This window comes from Brucella rhizosphaerae (genome assembly GCF_002252475.1).
Taxonomy (GTDB): Bacteria; Pseudomonadota; Alphaproteobacteria; order Rhizobiales; family Rhizobiaceae; genus Brucella; species Brucella rhizosphaerae.
On sequence record NZ_NNRK01000026.1, the window covers coordinates 393,960 to 416,664 of the forward strand.

Consider the following 22,705-nt stretch of genomic DNA (forward strand, 5'->3'; position numbering starts at 1 on the left):
TCGGCCTGAAAATTGATTCCGATTTTAAGTCGATGCGCAGATCTTTAGTCGGTCTCTGATCCTGTTAACGATTCATACTGGTATAAAGCGAGCGTCTGCATTATATCAACGCGGTCACGTGTGCCGGTTTCCGTGTGTGGACATTAATTTGTCTGACTGAAGCGGATGCCGGCTTTCGTGTTAAGGAGGAAGAAATCCGAGAGAAATCGCGCGGATAATCAGACAGGTGTGAAATGACGAAGAATTGGACCCCGAATTCCTGGAGAAACAAACCGATCAGGCAAGTGCCGTTTTATCCAGACGCACAGGCTTTGACCGATGTTGAGGCTCGCCTTCGTACCTATCCACCGCTCGTTTTTGCAGGCGAGGCGCGAAAGCTCAAATCACAGCTTGCAGACGTTGCTGAAGGCAAGGCATTCCTTTTGCAGGGCGGCGATTGTGCAGAAAGCTTCGCAGAACATGGCGCGGATAATATTCGCGACTTCTTCCGCGTCTTCCTGCAGATGGCCGTTGTTCTCACATTCGGTGCGTCGAAGCCTGTTGTTAAGGTTGGCCGTATTGCTGGCCAGTTCGCAAAGCCGCGTTCTTCCGATATGGAAGCGTTGAATGGCATTGAGCTGCCTTCGTACCGTGGCGACATCATCAATGGCATCGATTTCGATGAAGCTTCGCGCATTCCGGATCCGCAGCGTCAGGACATGGCTTACCGCCAGTCTGCTGCAACGCTGAACCTGCTGCGTGCATTCGCACAAGGCGGTTACGCTAACCTTGAGAATGTGCACCAGTGGATGCTTGGCTTTGTTGGCAAAAGCCCGCAGGCAGAGCGTTATGCCGCCCTTGCTCAGCGCATTTCTGAGACGATGAACTTCATGCGTGCGATCGGGATCACTTCCGATAGCAACCACTCGCTGCGTGAAACTGATTTCTACACCAGCCATGAAGCACTGCTGCTTGGCTATGAAGAAGCGCTGACACGCGTCGATTCGACTTCTGGCGACTGGTACGGCACTTCAGGTCACATGATCTGGATTGGTGATCGCACGCGTCAGGCGGATCATGCGCATATCGAATATTGCCGAGGCATCAAGAACCCGCTCGGTCTGAAATGTGGTCCATCGCTGCAGCCGGATGATCTCATTCGTCTGATCGACCTTCTCAATCCTGAAAACGAAGCAGGGCGCCTCACGCTCATCGCACGTTTTGGCTATGACAAGGTTGGCGATCATCTGCCACAGCTCATCCGTGCGGTTGAACGTGAAGGCCGCAAGGTTGTTTGGTCTTGTGATCCGATGCATGGCAATACGATTACCGCTGGCGGTTACAAGACGCGTCCGTTCGACCGTATTCTCAAGGAAGTAGAATCCTTCTTCGCAATCCATCGCGCAGAAGGTTCGCATCCGGGTGGTATTCATGTCGAAATGACTGGCAAGAACGTCACCGAATGCACGGGCGGCGCTCGCGCAATTTCGGCTGAAGACCTGCACGACCGTTACCACACGCATTGCGACCCGCGCCTGAATGCAGATCAGGCGCTTGAGCTGGCCTTCCTTCTGGCAGAGCTGCTCAAGAAGGAACGCGATCTGGGTTCGGAAAAGCAGGCCGTTAACGCCTGATCACGGCAAACCACTTTCAGTTACGCTCAGGGCGGAGGATTCATCCTTCGCCCTGTTGCTTTTAAGCTGAACTCGCTTATTGATTTTCGCGAAAACTTATAGGGGGCATCGATGACGCGAATTTTGCTGGCGTTTCTCAATTCCATGCGTGCTCTCAGGCATCTGGCCAGACACGAAAAGGCAGTTCAGCAGGAGCTGGTGCTGTTTCTGTTGTCGCTGCCTGTTGCTTTTTTCATCGCGCCGAGCTGGCTTGCATTTCTACTGATGACAGGATCGATCCTGTTTCTCATTCTGGTTGAAGTGCTGAACACAGGCATCGAAGCGACCTGCGATGCAGTCTCACGTGATTTTCATAAAGAGATACAGATTGCCAAGGACTGCGGATCGCTCGCGGTGCTGATAGCTATTATCTTTGTAGCGACCACATGGGGCTATATTCTCGTTACAACCTATTTGGTTTGACAAAGAAAAGCAGTTCTTCAACACCATCCGTTGCAATTAATTGCACAAGCGCGTTAAAGCTTGGGCATGATCAGCGCTAGCGAGAATCTCGATATGCTCCGTATTGCCGTTGCACAGCTCAACCCTGTTATGGGCGACATTGCCGGAAATCTTGCCAAGGCTCGGGCGGCACGCGCAGAAGCTGCCAAATTAAACGCCGACCTTGTGATGTTTACCGAACTGTTTATCGCAGGCTATCCGCCTGAGGATCTGGTTCTGAAAACAGCCTTTGTCGCAGCCTGTGAAAAAGCTGTGAGAGAGCTTGCCAAGGACACGGCCGATGGCGGTCCCGGTGTAATTATCGGTACACCATTGCAGCGCAATAGCGGCCTGCATAATTCGATTGCTGTTCTTGATGGCGGCGAAATCATAGCTGAACGCTTCAAGGTTGATTTGCCGAACTATGGTGAGTTTGACGAAAAGCGTGTTTTCCAGCCTGGTCCAATGCCTGGCCCCGTCAATTTCCGTGGTATTCGCATCGGCATTCCGATTTGCGAAGACATCTGGGGTGATTTGGGTGTCGCAGAAACCCTGGCTGAAAGCGGCGCAGAGCTGCTGCTTGTTCCGAATGGTTCACCTTATCATCGTGATAAAATCGAACGCCGTTATCAAGTCGTTCTGAAACAGGTCATCGAAACCGAATTGCCTATGCTCTATGCCAACCAGATTGGCGGACAGGATGAGTTGGTTTTCGATGGTGGTTCGTTTGCATTCAATACCGATAAGAATCTTTGTCTGCAAATGTCGCAATTTGCAGAGCAAATCACACTGACAGTCTGGAAGCGCGAAGGCGACAGCTGGCGCTGTGAAGACAGCGAGAAAGCAATATTGCCAGAAGGGCTTGAAGCGGACTATGCGGCCTGCATGCTCGGCCTGCGCGACTACGTCAACAAGAACGGGTTCAAGGACGTTGTACTTGGACTTTCTGGTGGTATCGATTCTGCTATTTGCGCGGCACTGGGCGTTGATGCGCTTGGCAAGGATCGCGTGCGTTGTGTGATGCTGCCATATCGCTACACCTCGGAAGAGTCGCTTAAAGACGCTGCCGATTGCGCCAATGCGCTCGGTGTGCGCTATGATATTGTGCCAATTGCAGAGCCAGTCGAAGGTTTCCTCTCCGCGCTTAAGCCGTTGTTTGAAGGCACTGAAAGCGGCGTTACCGAAGAAAATCTACAAAGCCGCACGCGCGGCACTATCCTTATGGCTATCTCCAACAAGTTCGGCTCCATGGTCGTGACCACGGGCAATAAGTCGGAAATGTCAGTGGGCTACGCAACGCTATACGGCGATATGAATGGCGGCTTCAACCCCATCAAAGATGTCTACAAGATGCAGGTCTATGCGCTGTCCGAATGGCGCAACAACCATGTTCCGGTCGGTAGCTTCGGCCCCGCTGGCGAAGTGATCCCGCAAAATATCATTGCGAAGGCGCCTTCGGCAGAGCTGCGCGAAAACCAGACGGATCAGGATAGCTTGCCACCGTATCCAGTGCTTGACGATATTCTCGAGTGTCTCGTCGAAAATGAGATGAGCAATGCAGAGATTGTTGCACGTGGGCATGTGCTCGAAACAGTGCAACGCATCGAGCATTTGCTTAATCTGGCCGAGTATAAGCGCCGACAATCTGCACCCGGTGTAAAAATTACCAAGAAGAATTTCGGACGTGATCGTCGTTATCCAATAACGAACCGCTTCCGCGACCGCTGAAAGATTTTGTAATGACCGTAACTGTTCGTTTTGCACCGTCTCCGACGGGCTACATTCATATTGGAAATACGCGTACTGCACTTTCAAACTGGCTTTATGCCAAGAAGAATGGCGGCGCTTTCATTCTGCGTTACGATGATACCGATGTGGAGCGCTCAAAGCAGGAATATGCTGATGCCATCGCGGTTGATCTTGACTGGCTTGGTGTGAAGCCAGACCGCATCGAATATCAGTCCAAGCGGTTTGATGTTTATGCGAAAGCTGTCGAAAAACTGAAGCAGGCGGGCTTGCTCTATGCTTGCTACGAAACAGCTGACGAATTGGAACGCCGTCGCGGGTTGCGGTTGGCCCGACGTCTTCCACCCGTTTATGGTCGCGAAGCGCTGAAGCTTACTGACGAGGAAAAAGCTGCTTTTGAAGCGCAGGGACGCAAGCCTCACTGGCGTTTTCTTCTACCTAATTTTGAAAGCGATCCTTTTGCAACGACGCGTACGGAAGTTCATTGGGTCGATCTGGTTCGCGGTCCACAGACGGTCGATCTCGCGTCAATGTCAGACCCTGTTCTTGTTCGTGAAGACGGCACATATCTCTATACGCTGCCATCAGTCGTTGATGATATTGATCTGGGCGTTACGCATATTATTCGGGGCGACGATCACGTCACCAACACAGGTGTACAAATTGCGATCTTCAAGGCTCTGGGTGCCGAACCGCCCGTTTTTGGACATCATAATCTTCTGACAACTGTTTCAGGAGAGGGCCTTTCCAAGCGCTCCGGCGCGCTGTCCATCGGTTCACTTCGCGATAGCGGATACGAGCCGATGTCAGTGGCATCTCTTGCGGTACTTATCGGAACTTCCGAGTCTGTTTCTGCTGCGACGGATATGGATGCACTTGCAGAACGTTTTGACCTGGCGTCAATTTCAAAGTCATCGGCGAAATTTGACCCGGCTGAACTCGATACGCTCAATCGGGCATTGTTGCATGAAATGCCTTATGAGAAGGCAGCAAGCCGTCTCGAAGCTTTGGGCATTCAAAGTGACAATGCAGAGCAATTCTGGCTGACGGTACGTGGTAATCTTGAGCGGTTTAATGATGCCGCTCATTGGTGGCAGATCATCAATAATGATTTGCCCGAAAAGCCTGAACTATCTGAAGAAGATCAGGCCTTTGTTCGTGATGCATCGACAATGCTCCCCAGTGCTCCTTGGGATAAGCAGACCTGGAAAAGCTGGACGGATGCCGTTAAGGCTGCAACCGGACGCAAGGGAAAAACGCTGTTTATGCCCCTGCGTATTGCCCTTACGGGGCAGGCGCATGGTCCGGAGCTTGCGGACCTACTGGTTTTGATTGGTCCGGATAGAACGAAGAGCCGACTACTCTGACTTTCGAGCTTTCCATATAAACACGCTCCGTTGGCGCTTTGGTCGCCGCCGGGGCAACATAGGCGGTCGGTTGCACTCTCGGTTGCGAGTTGGGTACATAGGCTGCTGCCGGCGTTTCATAGGGCGGCACGACGAAGTCTTCTACTGGCTCGCTCAGTGATTTCGAGACTTTAGCGTGGTCTTGTTTCGGCGCCTTGCTCCTGGACACTTTTTTCGGAGTGGTCTTGTGCGTCTTCCGAGCTGGTATCCAGCTCGCCGAACATGCCTGAACAAATCTGCCAGCATGAGATCTGCCTGCAATTGTCGCATTCAGCTCTGCCAGCTGGCCCTCAAGCGTCGTGATACCTGACTGTAACTTATCGGCTCGCGATTTGAGGTGTGAGCAGGCCGGGGATTTCCCTGACGAAAAACAGTTTTGTTTAGATATCTCAATACGTGTTCGTGAGAGTTCTGCTTTGCTGTGATCGAGCTTGGCTTTCGTAGAGGAAATATTGCTCGATAGCCGCGCCTTTTCTTTAGGCGAACATTGCTGTGTCGGCTGCGTTGTCGTGCAGCCAGTAACAATCACTGCTGTCGCCATTAGTGTGGTAAAAGAAGACATGCGAAAAAAAGTCTTGCAAGAAATCATCATAGAACAAGCCCATTCCGTTGTTCGTATGTTTTGATTGTCATGTATTGCGATTAAAAAAACATAAACGCCAAGTATGATTATTCATACTTGGCGTTTTTTATTTAAACGAACGATTCGTATTAAAGTAAAGGCTTATTTAGACTTATCTTTTTACTTCACTTGAACGCTGAAGGGCTTCAACGACTGCAAGTGCGGTCATGTTGACCACGCCACGCGATGTAACCGACGGTGTAAGGATATGGGCAGGCCGTGCGGCACCAAGCAAGATTGGCCCAACATGAAGTGCATCGGTAACAGTCTTGACCACGTTCAGCGTAATATTGGCTGCATCGAGATTAGGGAAGACCAGAAGATTGGCTTCACCCTTGAGACGAGAGTTCGGGAACACGCGATCACGCAGAGCCTGCGACAATGCTGAGTCGCCGTGCATTTCGCCGTCAGATTCCAGTTCTGGTGCCTTTTCAGCGAGGATTGCCGCCGCACGACGCATTTTTTCAGCGCTTGCTGACTCCTTCGAACCAAAGTTCGAGTGAGAAACCAGCGCAGCTTTTGGCTCAATACCAAAACGCCTGATTTCCTTGGCCGCCAGTATTGCCATTTCGGCAATCTCACTGGCTTCAGGTTCCACGCTGACATAGGTGTCGGTGAGGAACAACGCGCCACGCTGCGAAATAAGCAAGCTCAAAGCAGAATAATCACTGATGCCTGGCAGCTTACCGATAATCTGCTTTACGACGCGTAGGTGACGTTCAAAGCGTCCTTCCAGACCACAGATCATCGCTTCAGCTTCACCACGCATCACAGCAAGTGCGGCAATAGCGGTCGAATTGGTGCGGACGATGGTACGTGCTGCTTCGGGTGTCACGCCCTGGCGGCCTGTATAAGACAGATAAAGATCTACATAGTCGCGATAACGTGGATCATCTTCCGGATTGATCAGTTCAAAATCCTTGCCCTGACGGATTTTAAGACCGTAGCGGCTCAGGCGTGTTTCCACGACTTGCGGACGACCAACGAGAATAGGCGAGGCGATGCCTTCTTCAATGACGACCTGAGCTGCACGCAGTACGCGCTCATCTTCACCGTCGGCATAAATAACGCGCATTGGCTTGCTCTGTGCACGCGCAGCAGCAAAGACCGGCTTCATGATAAGGCCGGAGCGGAAAACAAAGCGGTTCAGCCTATCCATATAGGCTTCCCAGTCTTCAATTGGGCGTGTCGCAACACCACTTTCCATCGCAGCTTTTGCAACCGCAGGTGCGATGCGCAGGATCAGGCGCTGATCGAAGGGAGATGGAATGATGTGATCTGGACCGAATGTCGGCGTGTCGCCTGAATAGGCGCGGGCCGCAACATCTGAAGGCTCTTCGCGTGCAAGTGCTGCAATGGCACGCACTGCTGCGAGCTTCATTTCCTCATTGATCGCAGTCGCACCGACATCAAGCGCGCCCCGGAAAATATATGGGAAACAGAGGACGTTGTTGACCTGGTTCGGATAATCCGAACGTCCGGTACAAATCATGGCATCAGCGCGTGCTTCGCGGGCAGCTTCCGGCATGATTTCAGGATTTGGATTTGCAAGTGCCATAATAAGCGGCTTGTCAGCCATCTGCTTGAGCAATTCTGGCTTCAGGACTCCTGCAGCTGAAAGCCCGAGGAATACATCAGCGCCGCCAATCACATCTGCAAGTACGCGTGCGTCAGTCTTCTGCGCGTAAACTTCCTTCCAGCGATCCATGAGAGTGTTACGGCCATCATAGACAACGCCTTCCAGATCACAGACCCAGATGTTTTCGCGCTTTGCCCCGAGATTGACGAGGAGATTAAGGCAAGCAAGTGCGGCTGCACCGGCACCCGACGTAACAATCTTCGCGTCGTCGATCTTTTTGCCAGCCAGTTCAAGACCATTGAGAACTGCAGCTGCGACGATGATCGCGGTTCCATGCTGATCATCATGGAAAACCGGAATATTCATCTTGGCACGGAGCTGCTCTTCAACCTCAAAGCATTCAGGTGCCTTGATATCTTCGAGATTGATGCCGCCAAAGGTTGGCTCCAGAGCCGACACCACATCCACAATACGTTCGATTTCGTGGGCGTCGATTTCGATGTCGAAAACGTCGATATCTGCGAACTTCTTAAAAAGGACGGCCTTGCCCTCCATTACCGGCTTGGATGCGAGCGCGCCGATATTGCCAAGACCCAGAACTGCTGTGCCATTGGAAACAACTGCAACCAGATTACCACGCGCCGTATATTCGGCAGCAGCGGCGGGATCTTCGTGAATTGCAAGGCAGGGAGCAGCAACGCCCGGTGAATAGGCAAGCGCAAGATCGCGCTGATTGCCGAGCGGCTTCGTGGCCTGAATTTCCAGCTTACCGGGCTTTGGATAGCGGTGGAAAAAAAGCGCCGCTTCATCAAAATCTGAACGTGTGGAAGTAGAGGGGGTCTTTTTGTTGGTCATTATCGCATCGCTTTCCAGTTCATACGCGCAGCCTGGGGAGGAAACCACGCAGTGACGCCAATTTGCGCCTTTTGAGCCATTATCGTTCTTATCTCAAACTATCAAATCACTATAGGCCCGATTTCGAGAAGCAGTTATTCCACAGCTGCAGCAAATTCAAATAACACTGCTTCATCTATGGCGGTAGACATGCCACCAAGCCATCTCCCCAATCAACCGGATTTTGGTTGACGCGCGGAAATGTCCACCTGTTCCGAGCTTTTGTGTTCTCCATGTGATTGCTGGCTTCTGTTTGCGGGAAATATCACTCGTGTCTAAATATCAAAAAAACATGTCAGCGTGAAATCGAATATCAGAATTATTATATAATATTGTACTTTAATAGCTAACTATATTGAACTATTTCGCTGAAATATAAGGAGATTATACTTAGTAAAAATTACTAAACAGCCTAGGATATGTGTTATGAACACCGGTCTTGAAGATGTGGTTGCCGCTGAAACTGTTTTGTCAGATGTTGACGGTCTTTTGGGAAAACTTGTAATTCGTGGAAGATCACTCGATAGTCTTGTACCTCACACACGTGTTGAGGATTGCATTGAACTCTTATGGGATGGCTTTTTTGATGATCTTCCCAAAGGGCAGGAGCTTCAACGCGCGTTAGGCGAAGCACGTGTTCAAATATTCCATCATACCGATGCTATTGATGATGAACTTCTCGATCTCCAGCCAATAGAAGCGGTTCGCGCGTTGATTGCGAGAATCTCGGATGGTGATGATCTGACAGCCGCACTTTATATGGTTGCCGCACCCGCCGTTTTTACACCGGCTATCATGCGTGCAAAGCGGGGCAGGCAGATGGTTTCCCCTGATCCGTCACTTCCTCATAGCGTCGATATCCTGCGTATGGCGAATGTCAGGATGCCAGAGGAACACGATATTCAAGCTTTGGATAACTATCTCGTATCCGTTTCGGACCACGGCTTGAATGCATCAACTTTCGCGGCGCGCGTCGTGGCCTCAACGCAGGCAGGAATGACATCGTCGATCCTTGCTGCAATTGGCGCATTGAAAGGGCCGCAGCATGGTGGTGCGCCGGCGCCGGTTCTCGATATGCTGGACGCCATAGGCAAAGCCGACAATGCCCGGCAATGGTTGGAAGATACGATTTCCAGAGGCGAGAGGCTAATGGGATTTGGTCATCGTGTTTATCAGGTCCGTGATCCCCGTGCAGACGCCATCAAGGCCGCTCTGATGCATGTTCTGGAAAACAAAAATGCAGATAAAAGCCGATTGATGCTTGCTGAATCCGTTGAGGCAGCCGCAATTTCTCTATTGGCCGAACATAAACCAAACCGTTCTCTTGAAACGAATGTAGAGTTCTACACCGCACTTCTGCTCGAGCAGTTGGACTTCCCGCGTGAGGCATTCACCTGTGTATTCGCCATGGGTCGCGCCATGGGGTGGGCCGCGCATTGTCGCGAGCAGATAAAGGAAAATAAGCTTATTCGACCTAAGTCGAATTACATTGGGCCAAAGCTGGAATTGGTGATTTAAAGCAGTTTCTACGTTTCAATCTTAATTCGATCCTCCCTAAGGCGCGGAACCCTCGGTTTCGCGCCTCTTTTTTCGTCGTCATATGTTTGTGACATGAATCGGGTTTTCTGCGCTCAAATCCGGGCTGCCTTATATTGCCCGGGGTTGCCCCAAGGTTGCCAATGGAAGGACAACCAGATGAGCGAAGAACAGATCGAGCCAAAGCAGTTCCGCACTCTGTTTATCTCGGATGTGCATCTCGGCTCTAAAGCGGCTCAGGCCGAGCTTTTGCTGGATTTTCTGCGCTGTCATGAAGCGGAAACGATCTATCTGGTTGGCGATATCGTTGATGGCTGGCGTCTGCGACGTAACTGGCACTGGCCACAAGAGCATAATGATGTTGTTCAGAAGCTCCTGCGCAAAAGCCGCAAAGGCTCGACAATCATCTACATTGCCGGCAATCACGACGAGTTCCTGCGAAATTTCCAGGGTACGCATTTTGGCGGCATTGAAGTCATGAATCGCGCCATCCATGAAACAGCAGATGGTCGAAAGTTTCTTGTCATCCATGGCGATCAGTTTGACGTTGTGGTGCGCAATGCCCGCTTCATCGCCTACCTTGGTGACTGGGCCTACGATACGGCAATCTGGATCAATACGGTGATGAGCCGCGTGCGTGCCATGTTCGGCCTGCGATATTGGTCGTTCTCTGCCTGGGCCAAATTCCGCGTTAAGAAAGCGGTTAACTTCATCGGTAACTTTGAGGATGTGGTTTCAGAAGAAGCGCAGCGCATCGGCGTCGATGGCGTGATTTGCGGCCATATTCATCATGCAACAATCGAGAAAATGAATGGTGTTGAATATATCAACACAGGCGACTGGGTGGAAAGCTGTACGGCAGTCGTCGAACATTTTGACGGACGTATGGAGTTGTTGGAGTGGACAGAGCGCCTTGGTCAGCGGCCAAAGCTTCCTGTGGTGCAAGAGGACAATAACAGCGGCAGAATAATCAGACTTCCGAAAGCTGCCCGTAAAGCTTTGAATGGAAGCCGATGAAGAAACTGGTCATTGTTACAGACGCCTGGCATCCGCAAGTTAATGGCGTGGTGAGGACACTGGCGAAATGCTGTGAACTGATGACCGAGCGTGGCTATGAGGTGACTGTTGTCTCGCCTCAGGATTATCGGTCCGTTCCGTGCCCAACATATCCGGAAATTCGCCTTGCGATGACAACGCCGTCCGCCTTTCGGCGAAAACTGGTGCGTCTAAACCCTGACTATGTGCACATCGCAACAGAAGGTCCTCTGGGATTCATGGCGCGCCGTGCATGTCTCAAGATGGGTTGGAGTTTTACGACGAGTTTTCATACAAGGTTCCCAGAGTATCTTCAGGACCGCTTTCCCATTCCGCCGAAATGGACTTATGCGTTCCTCCGCCGTTTTCATAATGCCGCGTCACACACACTGATCCCAACTCAATCGATTCTGGATGACTTGAAAGGGCGGGGCTTTACCGGACTGGAACTGTGGACGAGGGGAGTTGATCGTACGCTTTTCCATCCTCGCGACAATGTTACAAGAGAGTTGCCGCAGCCTGTCTTCATCTGCGTCGGCCGCGTGGCTACCGAGAAGAACCTGCCTGCATTTCTCGAACTTGATCTGCCGGGAACAAAGCTGATCGTCGGAGATGGTCCTGCTTTCGAGGACCTGAAGTCGCGTTTTCCCAATACCGTCTTTGTCGGCAAGAAAGAAGGCGAAGATCTGGCACGCATTTACGCGTCTGCAGATGTATTCGTATTTCCAAGCAGAACGGATACATTCGGCCTGGTTCTGCTCGAAGCCATTTCATCTGGTCTGCCGGTTGCAGCATTTCCCGTTCCGGGTTCCGCAGATGTTGTCGGCGCGACTGGCGCAGGTATCCTTTCCGAGGATCTGCAAAAAGCTTGTCTGGCCGCACTCCAGATGCCGGCGTTCGATCCTGCGGAAGTGCTTAAGCCTTTTACATGGAAGGCCTGTGCAGACATTCTCGAAAACGTTCTCTCGTCAACAAAGAGTGTCGCACAGCCAATAGGTCGGGCAGATCATCAGCCCCAGACGGTCGCTTCCGGCGGATAAACCAAAGCGCCATCGTAATGAAGGCCGGGTACACGATCCTGCGCCAGAAGCAGCGGACCATCAAGGTCTACAACATTGGCTTTCTGAGCGAGCAATACAGCAGGCGCCATGCCGAGTGATGTACCCACCATACATCCGACCATGATCTGCAATCCAAGCGAAAGCGCTTTTTCTCGCATGATCAATCCTTCGGTAAGACCACCAGCCTTGTCAAGCTTGATATTCACGGCATCGTAGCGTTTCGCCAAATCCTCAAGACCCACCGAGGTATGCACGCTCTCATCGGCACAGATCGTGACTGGACGGGAGATACGGCTCAGAACATCATCTTTCCCGGCGGGCAGGGGCTGTTCGATCAAAACTACGCCCGCCTTCGCAGCAGCAGCCAGGTTTTCTTCGATATTCTCATCGGTCCAGCCTTCATTTGCATCGATAATAATGCGGCTGTTTGGTGCAGCATTCGCGACGGCATGGATGCGCTCTATGTCATTATCACCACCCATCTTGACCTTGATCAGCGGGTAATGAGCGACTTTTGCTGTGGATACCGCCATTTCTTCCGGTGACCCTAGTGACACGGTAATAGCTGTCTCAAGTGCGCGGGTTGGCGTACCCAGCATATCGGCAACGCTTCTGCCAGATAGCTTTGCTTCGAGATCCCACAGAGCACAGTCTACTGCGTTGCGTGCAGCACCCGCGGGCATGATTGTCTGGATGTCATGACGCGTCGCACCATTTTCGATAGCACTGCGAATAGATTCAATCTGTTCACTTACGCTTTCGATCGATTCGCCATATCGAGCATAGGGAACACACTCTCCGCGCCCCAACCGGCCATCGTGTCCGATCTCGCAGACAATCACTAATGCTTCTGTCTTGGAACCACGAGAGATTGTGAATTTCCCGGCGATGGGATAGCGTTCATGAATGATTTTCAAACTATTGTGCATGGATATGCCTTTTAGGACGCAGTATTTCGGTCGTGCAACGACTCGTATAAGAGGTTAGGCCATGTTGACCGACGCTGCCGACAAAGCAAGTGCTGCCGCCAATGTCGCGCCAAAGATTGATTTGGCCGAGCATGATGGCGCACGTCTCATCAGTTTGAGCGGGCGCTGGATTTCGCAGAGCGTCAGTATTGTCGATAAGAAGATGCGCGAACTTGAAAAAGTTGGTGGCTCGCAGGCTGTTATCATCGATGCGACGGATGTGGCGGGGCTTGATACCGCTGGCGCATGGTTGATCGAGCGGCTACGTCAAAGACTGTTATCTCAGGAGATAGATGTTCGTCTGGAAGGCGTTAAGCCAGCTTGGCTTCCTCTGATGGAAGAAGTTGGCAATTCTGTCTTGCGCACTTTGGATGTGCCGCAGACAAAGAAGCCATTTTTCATCATAGCCATGCTGGATGCTCTCGGGCGAGGCGTGACCTCGGTCTACGAAGACTTTCTGATGGCGATGCACATTCTGGGCGCAACAATTCGCGGCGCACAGCTGAAAGCCGGGCGCGGAACCGGTATTCCAATTCCTGCAATCGTTAAGCAAATGGACCGGATGGGTGTTGGAGCGATCCCGATCATTATCCTCATGTCAACGATTGTGGGCGCCATTATTGCGCAGCAGGGCGCATTCCAGCTTCGCTACTTCGGGGCTGAAATCTTTGTCGTTGATCTGGTCGGCATTCTGGTTCTGCGTGAGCTGGGCGTTCTTTTGACGGCTATCATGATTGCAGGCCGATCGGGCAGCGCGATCACCGCTGAAATTGGCTCGATGAAAATGCGCGAAGAGACCGATGCGCTTACGGTTATCGGACTTAATCCGGTCGGTGTTCTTGTCTTTCCGAGGCTTGTCGCTCTGGTTGTGATTCTGCCGCTTTTGACTATTATTGCAGACCTGTCTGCTCTGGTGGGCGCCGCAGCCGTTACTTATTTTTACTCAAACATTTCGCCTGAAGCATTTATCAGCCGTTTGCATGATGCAGTTGCACTCAACACTTATTTTGCGGGCCTTATTAAAGCGCCGTTTATGGCGATGATCATCGGCATTCTTGCTTCAGTTGAAGGCATGAAAGTTGGCGGCAGTGCAGAATCACTGGGTCGCCGGGTAACGGCTTCGGTGGTGAAATCGATCTTCGTTGTGATCGTCGTCGACGGCATGTTTGCCATGTTCTATGCGGCAATTGATTTCTAACCCCGCGTTTCTACATTTTTATGGGGTCTTTCGGACACAGTCTGGAATAAAACTGAAGCAAACTGCTTCTCGCGGTTTAGTCGCATAGTAAGCTCGGATAAAGAATATTGATGGAGACGAGTATCGATAATCAGCCGCAATCGCAGCATGCAGAGACTGATGATCAGCGTGTGCCGATCATCTCAGTGCGTGACGTTACCGTAGGTTTCGGCGGTCGCGAGCCTGTGCTCGATAGTTTGTCGCTGGATATCTATAAGGGTGAAGTCCTTGGCTTCATTGGTCCGTCCGGCGCAGGTAAATCTGTGCTGATGCGGACCATACTGGGCCTTAACAAAAAACAGTCAGGACAGATCGAGATATTGGGTCACAATATCGACAAGACGACTGATGTTGAGAAAATGGCAATCGATATGCGCATGGGTGTGCTGTTTCAGCATGGCGCGCTGTTTTCTGCCCTTAATGTCCTTGAGAATATTCAGGTGCCGATGCGTGAGTATCTGGACCTGTCACCCAAGCTCATGGACGAACTGGCACGACTGAAGATCGATCTGGTGGGACTGAAGCCTGATACGGCCGAAAAATTCCCGTCGGAGCTTTCTGGCGGCATGATCAAACGCGCAGCACTGGCACGCTCGCTGGCACTCGATCCGGACATCGTTTTTCTCGATGAGCCGACATCCGGCCTCGATCCAATCGGTGCTGCAGACTTTGATGAATTGATTGCCAATCTGCGCGATACGATGGGGCTCACCGTTTACATGGTGACGCACGACCTCGACAGTCTTTTTGCGATCTGTGACCGCATTGCTGTCCTGGGAAACAAAAAAGTTTTGGTTAGTGGTTCCATAGAAGACATGCTGACTGTAGACGACCCATGGGTTAAATCCTATTTTCGAGGAAAGCGCGCACGTCAGATCGACACGTCAGCGCCAAGCAGACGGCGGCCCGGCAGCCGCTTGCAGACTGGATAAGATATGGAAACGAAGGCCAATTACGTAGTGGTAGGAGTTTTCACGCTGATCGTCAGCCTGCTGGCTTTCGGTTTCGTGTACTGGATCGCCCGTTTCGGCGAGGCGAGGGATTCTGTTGAGCTCGATGTGCGCATACCGGGATCGGTTACAGGTCTGGGTATTGGTAGTCAGGTCTTGTTTAATGGTATCAAGGTCGGTGATGTTCGCTATCTGCATCTTGACGAAACCAATCCGGGAATGGTGATCGTTAAAACACGCGTTAATGCATCAACGCCGATTACACGTTCAACCGAAGCTACGCTGGGCTTTCAAGGTCTGACGGGTCAAGCCTATGTCGAACTGAAAGGCGGACGCCTCGATGAACCGAACCTCCTTACAGAAGCAGCAAAAGAAGATACCGTCGCGCGAATAGACGCTGACCCTTCTGCGGTGAATAACCTGCTAGCAACCGCACAGGATATCTTCGCCCGGGCAAATTCCGTGCTTGGCGAGTTGGAGGGCTTTGCGAAGGATGCACGCGGCCCGTTGACCGATACGATCAACAACACCAAGACCTTTACAGACGCGCTTGCGAAAAACGCTGATGTGATTGACGAGCTTGGTTCCAATGCTGCGAACATCAACAAGATCGTTGCTGATGCTCAGGAGATGATGTCGCGTTTGAATGCAGCTTCCTCGCGCGTTGAAAGCGTTATTGCAAAAGCGGACCAGTTGCTCTCAAGCGATGATAAGAATGGTGTCGTTGCACAGGCTAAAGCCACACTTGCATCTATTCAACAGCTGTCGAGCAATCTGGATAAGCGTATTACGCCAATTGCCAGCAATCTTGAGCGTTTCTCTGGTCAGGGCTTGAGCGATGTGCAGGCGCTGATTGGTGATAGCCGCCGTGCCGTGCAGCGTGTAGAACAGGCTGTAACTGACCTAGAACGCAACCCTCAGCGTCTGCTGTTTGGTGGCCCCGGTAGTGTTCCGCAGTATAACGGAAGGACGCGTCATTAATGTCCATTACAGGTTCTGTCGTGACAAAATCCCCTCGTAATTTGATCCGAAATGTAACTGCGCCCCTTCTGCTTGCAACCTTGTTGGCAGGATGCGGAACGACAACACCGCTCGATACCTTCAGCCTGTCGGCGCCGCAACAGACGAAATCAGCATCCGCGAGCCGCAAAAGCCTTCAGCTTCTGGTTCCTGCGCCAAGCGCATTAAAAGCGCTGGATAGCGAGAATATTGTCGTCAACACGGCACCTGGTGCAATTGAGTATCTCAAAGGCGCGCAATGGGGTGACAGGCTGCCAAACCTTGTCCAATCGCGTCTCGTGCAGGCTTTTGAAAACACCGGCGTCTTTGGTGGTGTTGGGCGGCCAGGTGATGGCCTTGCTATCAATTACCAGATACTGACGGATCTTCGGGTGTTCAGTATCCAGACCTATGGCGCACAAAGGGCAGCTGTCGTCGAAATAGCCGTCAAGCTTATGAATGACAAGAATGGTGAAGTACGCGCAACACGCGTGTTCCGTTCGGCTGTTCCCGTTTCGGGAACGACCAATCCGGGCTATGTGAAAGCCCTTGATGCAGCGTTTGAACGCACCGCGAGTGACATTGTCAGCTGGACTATATCCTCGCTGTAAGCGTCAAAAATTCAGATAATTAAAGGCAGTTCGGTTCATTCCGAACTGCCTTTTTTGTTGGGCGGTTTTGGCACCACGCTGCCACTATAAAATAGAGATGCAGCCCGTGAAGTGTGAAGCAGATTGTCTGCCCAAGATGATCGTTAAGATAGAACGTTGAGATGCGCCGATCCGTGTTCGATCACACCGGGATTATCCCTGATGGTTCATTCTGTTTATGGCTTCATCAACCGACGCCGTGCGCATCCGAATATGAAACTGTGCAAAATAGCGGACAATAAAAAACGCGGCCCGGGAGCCGCGTTTTTTGTTTGTTTGTTTTATCCCGCTTAGCGAAGGCGTCCGCTTGCGTGAGCGAGCATAGTGTAGACCTTGCCGGTATCCGACGTCAGGTAGGTCTGTGTCACCATATTGTCGCGATCGTTGCGGGCAACATCTTCGAGCAAGCGCTGGAAGTCATCCATGTAACGGTCTACGGCGCGGCGGAATTCACCATCTGTCTGATACTTGCGCTTGATATCGTCAAAGGTCTGCTGACCCTTCAGCGTATAGAGACGACGCGTGAAGACGTTGCGTTCGCCGCGACGATAGCGGTCCCAAAGTTCAACCGATGCTTCGTGATCGATTGCGCGAGCAATGTCGACAGAAAGCGAGTTGAGGGATTCAACCACATGGCTTGGCGAACGCGGAGCGGTCGTTGGCTGCGCCTGTGAAGGTGCAGAAACTTCGTCTTCGCGTGAAGCGCGGGCCAGAAGATCAGAAACCCAACCGCGTGGCTTTTCAGCCGATTGCGCAGGCTGTGCAGCCTTTGGAGCTTCAGCCGGACGGGCACGGGCAGCAACTTCGGCCTGTGCCAGCGTCTGGGGACGTGGTGCCGCTACAGGCGCCTGAACTGGTGCCTGAACTGGTGCCTGAACTGGTGCAGGTGCCGGACGCTGTGCCTGAACAGGACGCGAAACTGGGCGATCCGCACGGCTTTCGCCAACATCGACCAGACGGCCCGACTTATTGACGATTTCAGCAAGCTCCTTGAGAGCGTTGATCTGTTCGCCAACGGCCTTACGCATTGCGCTCGTCGTTTCCTTGGCTTCAGCCGGCATATCAAGGACACCGCGCTTGAGTTCGCCACGGGTGGTGTCGAGTTCGCTACGGATTTCAGTTGCGGTACGGCGAATATCGTCGGTTGCAGCAGAGAACCTCTGCGATGCCTGTTCAACGATTTCAGCAACGCTTTCGCGCATCTTCTCAGCGGAAGAACGTGTCTGACCTTCAGCGCGCTGGAATGCCGAAGCAACGACTGTTTCAAACGACTGCATCAATTTTTCGATGCCTTCAGACTTTTCAACCAGACCGGAAGCCAGCTTGTCGAGTGCCAGATGACGATCTTCAAGTGTACCTGCGAGGCCATTCTGAGCCAAGTTGATCATATCTGAAGCGGTCGAGAGAACCTTGCCATGGTCTTCAAAACGCTCGGCAATATCCGCGATCTGCGACAGCGTACCATCAGACAGTGCACGCAACGTACCGATATTGGTGTCGATCAGGCCAGTTGACGCCTGGAACATCTGTGCTGCACGGTTGGCGTTTTCGACGAAGCTGCTTGTCGTTTCGACCAGGCGACCATCGATATCAGTCAGGTTGCGGGCAGCAGCATCGATAAGCTTACCGAGTTCACCGTTTGAAGCGGCGAGACGATCAATCAAATCGCTGACATTTTCCGAAAGGCCGGACTTTGCCTGCTGCACTGCCGCAATGGTTTCTGCTGTACGGCTGGCCAGTGCGTTGACGAGAGCTGCATTTTCAGCACGCAGACGATCGGTGGCGGCGTGTGTTGCTTCTTCAAGCTGCTCAGCAAGTCCACGACCGCTATCTGCAAGACGCTGCACGAGAGGCTCGGCAGTGTCATTGAGGATCTGCGTGATTTCCTGTGAGCGGGCCGAAAGAACTGCATTGAGTTCGCGTGTGCGCTCTTCAAGCGTAACAGCTGTAGTGTCCGTTACCTGAGCAATACGTGCTTCAACAGAACCAAGTTCCATCGTGATACGCGAACCGATATCACCGAGGCGCGTGGCAATGGCATCTGCGCGTTCAGCAAGGCGGGCTTCGGTGCCCGACAGGTTTTCTGTAACGCTCGACGAGAAGGCTTCGCTGTGGCCAGCCAGTGTTTCACTGGTCTTGGTCGCAGTATCAGCGATACGGGCTTCGATGGCCGAAAGTTCGCCGGTGAGGCGGGCTTCGATGGCTTCAAGACCGCCAGCAATCGCGCTTGCACGTTCATTCAGGCGAGCCTCTGTGCCAGCGAGATTGTCAGCGACGTTCGCCGAGAATGCTTCGCTATGACCTGCCAGCGTTTCGCCTGTTTTGGTTGCAGTGTAGGCGATGCGGGCTTCGATTGCCGAAAGTTCGCCGGTGAGGCGGCTTTCAATGGCCTCAAGGCCACCGGCTATCGTGCTTGCACGTTCGTTCAGGCGAGCCTCTGTACCAGCCAGATTGTCCGCAACGCTTGCAGCGAACGCTTCGCTCTGACCGGCGAGAGTTTCGCTTGTCTTGCTTGCCGTATCTGCAATGCTGCTTTCGATCTGTGCCAGACGAGATGCAATAGCATTGGCACGTTCACTGAGACGCTCTTCTGTAGCTGTAAGATTGGTGGTGAGGTCTGCGCTGAAGCTCTGACCAAAACCGTCGAGCGATTCGCCAGCCTTCGCAGCTTCTGCGGACAGGATGCTTGCAGCTTCTGTGATTTTTTCACGCAGCGAACCTGCAACGACACCTGCACTCTGTTCAAGTGCGCGACGAACGTTGTCGACGCCGATAGTGAGCGCCTTTTCCATTGTCTGTGTGCGTTCTTCGATAATGCCGGTCTGGCCTTCGAATGCGCGGGTAATTACATCGCTGCTGGTTTCAATCGCATTGTGCAGGTTTGCAGTGCGCTGCGAAAGAATATCACCATGATCCTGAAGGGTCTGGCCAAGCGACGCAGTGCTTTCGGTCAGTGTTTCGCGGATCGCAGCCGTGCGACCTTCAATTGTGTGCTCATGTCCATCAAGAATGTGGGCAAGGGCACTATTGTGATCGTTGAGTACTGAGCGAAGGCCGCTTGTACGTTCCTCAACGCGCTGAACATGATCAGTAAAGGTCGCTTCAAATGCGTCACGGCTTGCGCCGATCGTTTCACTGATCGCCTGCGAACGTTCGTCGAACACGCGCGACAGTTCCTGCTGATTGCCAGCGATAAGCGCCTGCAGGGAGCTTACACGTTCATCGAATGTGCGTGCCAGAACTTCACGATTTTCGTTGAAATTATCGCGCAATGCGGTCGTGCGTTCATCCATCAACTGAGCAAGCACTGCCTGATTTCCGGTGATGACGCTATGCAGCGAAGCAGCGCGTTCGTCCAGCGAGCGAGCATGATCAGCAAAGGTGGCATCAAGACGCGAGGCATTGTTGGCCATTTCTTCCTGTAGAACGCTAGTTCTGTCAGCAAGGATGGCTGCATGGTGTTCCGCGGCAGAATTGAGAGCCGAAGAGCTGTTATTGATCGCGTTTTCGATATCACTCGTGCGTGCAGCGAGCGTGTCGGCATGATCGCGGATGACTGCAGAAACGCGTTCTGTTTCCCCTTCAAGCGAAGAAGCCAGAATATTGCGGCTTTCAGCGAGCGTGCCTGCGAAGGACGAAGCCTTCTCATTAAGAATGTTACCCACGCTTTCGCTGATCGAAGTCAGATCATCGCTGATCTTTGTCTTCGTTTCATCGATCATGGTGCTGAAAGCGGTACGGCCACCAGAGAAGGTTTCTGCAATCTCGCGGGTGCGAGCAATAAGGTTTTCATTGATCTGGCGCGAGCGGGTTTCGAGAGCTGCATTGAGCTTTTCAGTGCTGCTGTCGAGTGCATGAGCGCGCGTTTCAAACTCGGTTAGGAGCGAACGGCCACGTTCGTTGAGCGTCGTGTCGAGCTGCGTCAGACGTGCATCGAATTCGCTGACCATGGACTGAGTAGCGCCGCCGAGCAGAGTGGCAATACCAGCGGTACGCTCATCAAGTGCTGAGCTTACGCGCTCTGAAATGTCACGCGATTGCTGATCGAGCGTTGCGATACGGGTGTCGAGTTCAGTTGCGAAAGCTTCACCAGAAGTGGTGATGCGCGTTGCGATATCGCCGGTACGCTTCTCAATAGCTTCGGCAATTGCGCCGCCGCTTTCATTGATGCTGCCGATGAGACGCTCACCAGAATCTCCGAGAAGCGAGCTAAGCTGTTCGGACGCCGAGACAACATTATCACGTATGATATTGGCAGCACTCGACAATTCTTCTTTCAGCTGCTCATGAGCGCCGGTGATGGAAGAACGGACGCGTTCAGCATGGCTGACTACGGCCTCGCGCTCATTGCCAAGATCGCTGACGAGCGAACGGATACGGACTTCGTTGTCGCTATAAGCACGTTCAAGCTGATTAACCTCAGACTGAACAAGAGTCTCAAGTTCAACAGCGCGTGCGAGTGTGCGCTCGATACCTTCGTTCATCGCAGCAACTTCGCGACGAACGGCCTGGCTCAGAGTGGATACACGATCACCAGCGGCGGCTTCAGGCTGCAAGAGCTTGAAAGCTGCTTCCGACATGCTGCGTGCTGCGACATGCATCTCCTGCGCACGGCGGACGAGATGTGCAAAGCCCCAGAACATGACGATAGGCAATACTGTGCCGGCAGTTACGCCGATACCAGCAGGGGACGTGAAGAAATCTTTGGTTGCCTGAAGGCTTGAAAAGACATCAGGGCTGATTGCCTTGCTGATCGCCACACCACCAGCTGCCCAGAGCACGCTCATTGCGGTCGTGGTCCAATAGAGCTTGGAAGAACGTTCTGTTACGCGGCGAGGTGCAGCGGCAACGGCTCTGCCATTGCGAGAATCATCATTGGCAGGCGTAAGAGCGGCGGCAGGCGTGGCAGCTACAACAGCGGATATAGATGCCTGTGATGGAGATGGCGCGGACGTTGCAGGCTTTGGCGCGGCTTCCCTGACTGCAGGCGTGGCTTTGTTGGCGGGCTTCGGCGCAACATTGGCAGCTTGAGGTGCAGCGGACGGGAATGCAGCATTGACGACCGGAGGCACAGGCGGTGCAGCAGGGCTTGCAATAACGGAAACGGTTGCAATCGTTTCGGCCTTCGCCGTTCCTTCCGTCGTAATGTCTATAGGAGAGACTTTCGCAGCATCGACCACTTTCGTGTTCTGCTCTGCAACCAGTTCTTCGGCAGCACGCGAAATCTGCTCTTCCAGGTCATCGACTGAGAATTCCTCGTCAATCGCGCTCAGGTCCATATCGATGTCAAAATCGTCACCGAAATCGATATCGAGTGCATGTTCAAGTGCCTGTTCAACCTCATGGTCGAGCTTTTGCGCCTTGGTTTTAGAAGCCATTGCCTTGCCTACCTCGTACTCATTACTGCGACGGCCGGATCATTATAGAGCCGTTACAAAACTACTCCGCCATTTTTCATCGTATCGGCTCGGGCTTGTTAATGAAATAGGCACCCGCGCCTGATGTCTAAAACTTTAAATACAAGGTTAACAAAAATGGGCGGACTTGCAAAAAATGCCGGTTTTCTGGCGTTTTGTCTTTAACGATCATTCTGTGGAAATCAAACCAATGCGATTATGCACCATAACGCATCTTCGCCAATTCGTTAACAAAAATGCGCGTTAAAGGAGAGCTGTTAATAATATTCTACCGATGGTTTGATTCATGAGGTGAGAATTTACACTGCCTTCAAACTCAATATTCCATTCCCTACAATAATGCTTATTGGTGCCATGCGACAAGGGTATAGCAGTAAATACTTATATTTAGGTGGAATACCCGCTAAAGCTAATCCCGAAGAGCGGGAAACGCTTCATGAAAAACATGCTCGCAAAACAAGCCTGTTGTGCAGATTTGGTCTGTCAGATTGAAATGTGAGCTAAAGCAACGG

The 22,705-nt window shown here is 52.3% G+C and carries 14 protein-coding genes; 11 read left to right on the plus strand and 3 right to left on the minus strand.

Going from position 1 to position 22,705, the window contains the following annotated elements; translation table 11 throughout:
• The first annotated feature begins 233 nt into the window (after positions 1-233).
• The 4 genes from CEV32_RS11265 to gltX all read left to right on the plus strand — a co-directional run bounded on the left by CEV32_RS11265 (position 234) and on the right by gltX (position 5,206).
• On the plus strand, positions 234-1,613 hold the full coding sequence (locus tag CEV32_RS11265; RefSeq protein WP_094577208.1) for a class II 3-deoxy-7-phosphoheptulonate synthase: 1,380 nt from the start codon (positions 234-236) through the stop codon (positions 1,611-1,613).
• Between the two features lie 111 nt (positions 1,614-1,724).
• Complete coding sequence (locus tag CEV32_RS11270) at positions 1,725-2,075, plus strand: diacylglycerol kinase (protein WP_094577209.1); 351 nt, start codon at positions 1,725-1,727, stop codon at positions 2,073-2,075.
• A gap of 66 nt (positions 2,076-2,141) precedes the next feature.
• Positions 2,142-3,821, plus strand: a complete 1,680-nt coding sequence (locus CEV32_RS11275; RefSeq protein WP_094577210.1) for an NAD+ synthase — start codon at positions 2,142-2,144, stop codon at positions 3,819-3,821.
• An 11-nt stretch (positions 3,822-3,832) separates the two neighbouring features.
• Entirely contained in the window at positions 3,833-5,206 is a 1,374-nt protein-coding gene (gene gltX / locus CEV32_RS11280) for a glutamate--tRNA ligase (RefSeq protein ID WP_094577211.1), read from the plus strand.
• Positions 5,207-5,979: 773 nt separating this feature from the next.
• Here gltX and CEV32_RS11285 read toward each other — a convergent pair.
• Positions 5,980-8,301 carry an NADP-dependent malic enzyme gene (locus CEV32_RS11285; protein WP_094577212.1) on the minus strand — a complete coding sequence of 774 codons (2,322 nt, stop codon included), beginning with the start codon at positions 8,299-8,301 and terminating at the stop codon, positions 5,980-5,982.
• Positions 8,302-8,766: 465 nt separating this feature from the next.
• Between CEV32_RS11285 and CEV32_RS11290 the strand changes: the two genes are divergently transcribed.
• From CEV32_RS11290 to CEV32_RS11300, 3 genes are all read left to right on the plus strand, one after another.
• Positions 8,767-9,858, plus strand: a complete 1,092-nt coding sequence (locus CEV32_RS11290; RefSeq protein ID WP_094577213.1) for a citrate synthase/methylcitrate synthase — start codon at positions 8,767-8,769, stop codon at positions 9,856-9,858.
• A gap of 177 nt (positions 9,859-10,035) precedes the next feature.
• Positions 10,036-10,893: a UDP-2,3-diacylglucosamine diphosphatase gene (locus CEV32_RS11295; RefSeq protein WP_094577214.1), complete on the plus strand. Its 858-nt coding sequence runs from the start codon at positions 10,036-10,038 to the stop codon at positions 10,891-10,893.
• Positions 10,890-11,951: a glycosyltransferase family 4 protein gene (locus CEV32_RS11300; protein WP_094577215.1), complete on the plus strand. Its 1,062-nt coding sequence runs from the start codon at positions 10,890-10,892 to the stop codon at positions 11,949-11,951. The genes CEV32_RS11295 and CEV32_RS11300 overlap by 4 nt, the downstream gene beginning before the upstream one ends.
• Here the strand turns inward: CEV32_RS11300 and dgcA are convergent.
• Positions 11,921-12,901 (minus strand): N-acetyl-D-Glu racemase DgcA, encoded by a 981-nt coding sequence (gene dgcA, locus CEV32_RS11305; RefSeq protein WP_094577216.1) that lies wholly within the window; start codon positions 12,899-12,901, stop codon positions 11,921-11,923. The two genes, CEV32_RS11300 and dgcA, sit on opposite strands and share 31 nt — an antisense overlap.
• 61 nt (positions 12,902-12,962) lie before the next feature.
• Here dgcA and CEV32_RS11310 point away from each other — a divergent pair, with 61 nt between their 5' ends.
• The 4 genes from CEV32_RS11310 (at position 12,963) to CEV32_RS11325 (ending at position 16,737) form a co-directional block, all read left to right on the plus strand.
• Positions 12,963-14,138, plus strand: coding sequence for an ABC transporter permease (locus CEV32_RS11310; protein ID WP_094577217.1), 1,176 nt, complete (start codon positions 12,963-12,965; stop codon positions 14,136-14,138).
• A gap of 110 nt (positions 14,139-14,248) precedes the next feature.
• A complete protein-coding gene (locus CEV32_RS11315; protein ID WP_094577218.1) occupies positions 14,249-15,109 on the plus strand; it encodes an ABC transporter ATP-binding protein in 861 nt (286 codons plus the stop codon).
• A gap of 3 nt (positions 15,110-15,112) precedes the next feature.
• Complete coding sequence (locus CEV32_RS11320) at positions 15,113-16,108, plus strand: MlaD family protein (protein WP_094577219.1); 996 nt, start codon at positions 15,113-15,115, stop codon at positions 16,106-16,108.
• Positions 16,108-16,737 carry an ABC-type transport auxiliary lipoprotein family protein gene (locus CEV32_RS11325; RefSeq protein ID WP_094577220.1) on the plus strand — a complete coding sequence of 210 codons (630 nt, stop codon included), beginning with the start codon at positions 16,108-16,110 and terminating at the stop codon, positions 16,735-16,737. The genes CEV32_RS11320 and CEV32_RS11325 overlap by 1 nt, the downstream gene beginning before the upstream one ends.
• Before the next feature lie 329 nt (positions 16,738-17,066).
• Here CEV32_RS11325 and CEV32_RS11330 read toward each other — a convergent pair whose 3' ends face one another.
• On the minus strand, positions 17,067-22,154 hold the full coding sequence (locus CEV32_RS11330; RefSeq protein WP_094577221.1) for an apolipoprotein A-IV repeat region-like domain-containing protein: 5,088 nt from the start codon (positions 22,152-22,154) through the stop codon (positions 17,067-17,069).
• Positions 22,155-22,705: the final 551 nt, after the last annotated feature.

What these genes read in the sequence shown, in the direction of transcription:
- CEV32_RS11295 (WP_094577214.1), top strand. Translation starts at nt 10,036, where the DNA reads ATGAGCGAAGAACAGATCGAGCCAAAGCAGTTCCGCACTCTGTTTATC.
- CEV32_RS11300 (WP_094577215.1), top strand. Translation starts at nt 10,890, where the DNA reads ATGAAGAAACTGGTCATTGTTACAGACGCCTGGCATCCGCAAGTTAAT.
- CEV32_RS11325 (WP_094577220.1), top strand. Translation starts at nt 16,108, where the DNA reads ATGTCCATTACAGGTTCTGTCGTGACAAAATCCCCTCGTAATTTGATC.
- dgcA (WP_094577216.1), bottom strand. Translation starts at nt 12,901, where the DNA reads ATGCACAATAGTTTGAAAATCATTCATGAACGCTATCCCATCGCCGGG.
- CEV32_RS11320 (WP_094577219.1), top strand. Translation starts at nt 15,113, where the DNA reads ATGGAAACGAAGGCCAATTACGTAGTGGTAGGAGTTTTCACGCTGATC.
- CEV32_RS11265 (WP_094577208.1), top strand. Translation starts at nt 234, where the DNA reads ATGACGAAGAATTGGACCCCGAATTCCTGGAGAAACAAACCGATCAGG.
- CEV32_RS11270 (WP_094577209.1), top strand. Translation starts at nt 1,725, where the DNA reads ATGACGCGAATTTTGCTGGCGTTTCTCAATTCCATGCGTGCTCTCAGG.
- CEV32_RS11275 (WP_094577210.1), top strand. Translation starts at nt 2,142, where the DNA reads ATGATCAGCGCTAGCGAGAATCTCGATATGCTCCGTATTGCCGTTGCA.
- CEV32_RS11310 (WP_094577217.1), top strand. Translation starts at nt 12,963, where the DNA reads ATGTTGACCGACGCTGCCGACAAAGCAAGTGCTGCCGCCAATGTCGCG.
- gltX (WP_094577211.1), top strand. Translation starts at nt 3,833, where the DNA reads ATGACCGTAACTGTTCGTTTTGCACCGTCTCCGACGGGCTACATTCAT.
- CEV32_RS11285 (WP_094577212.1), bottom strand. Translation starts at nt 8,301, where the DNA reads ATGACCAACAAAAAGACCCCCTCTACTTCCACACGTTCAGATTTTGAT.
- CEV32_RS11330 (WP_094577221.1), bottom strand. Translation starts at nt 22,154, where the DNA reads ATGGCTTCTAAAACCAAGGCGCAAAAGCTCGACCATGAGGTTGAACAG.
- CEV32_RS11315 (WP_094577218.1), top strand. Translation starts at nt 14,249, where the DNA reads ATGGAGACGAGTATCGATAATCAGCCGCAATCGCAGCATGCAGAGACT.
- CEV32_RS11290 (WP_094577213.1), top strand. Translation starts at nt 8,767, where the DNA reads ATGAACACCGGTCTTGAAGATGTGGTTGCCGCTGAAACTGTTTTGTCA.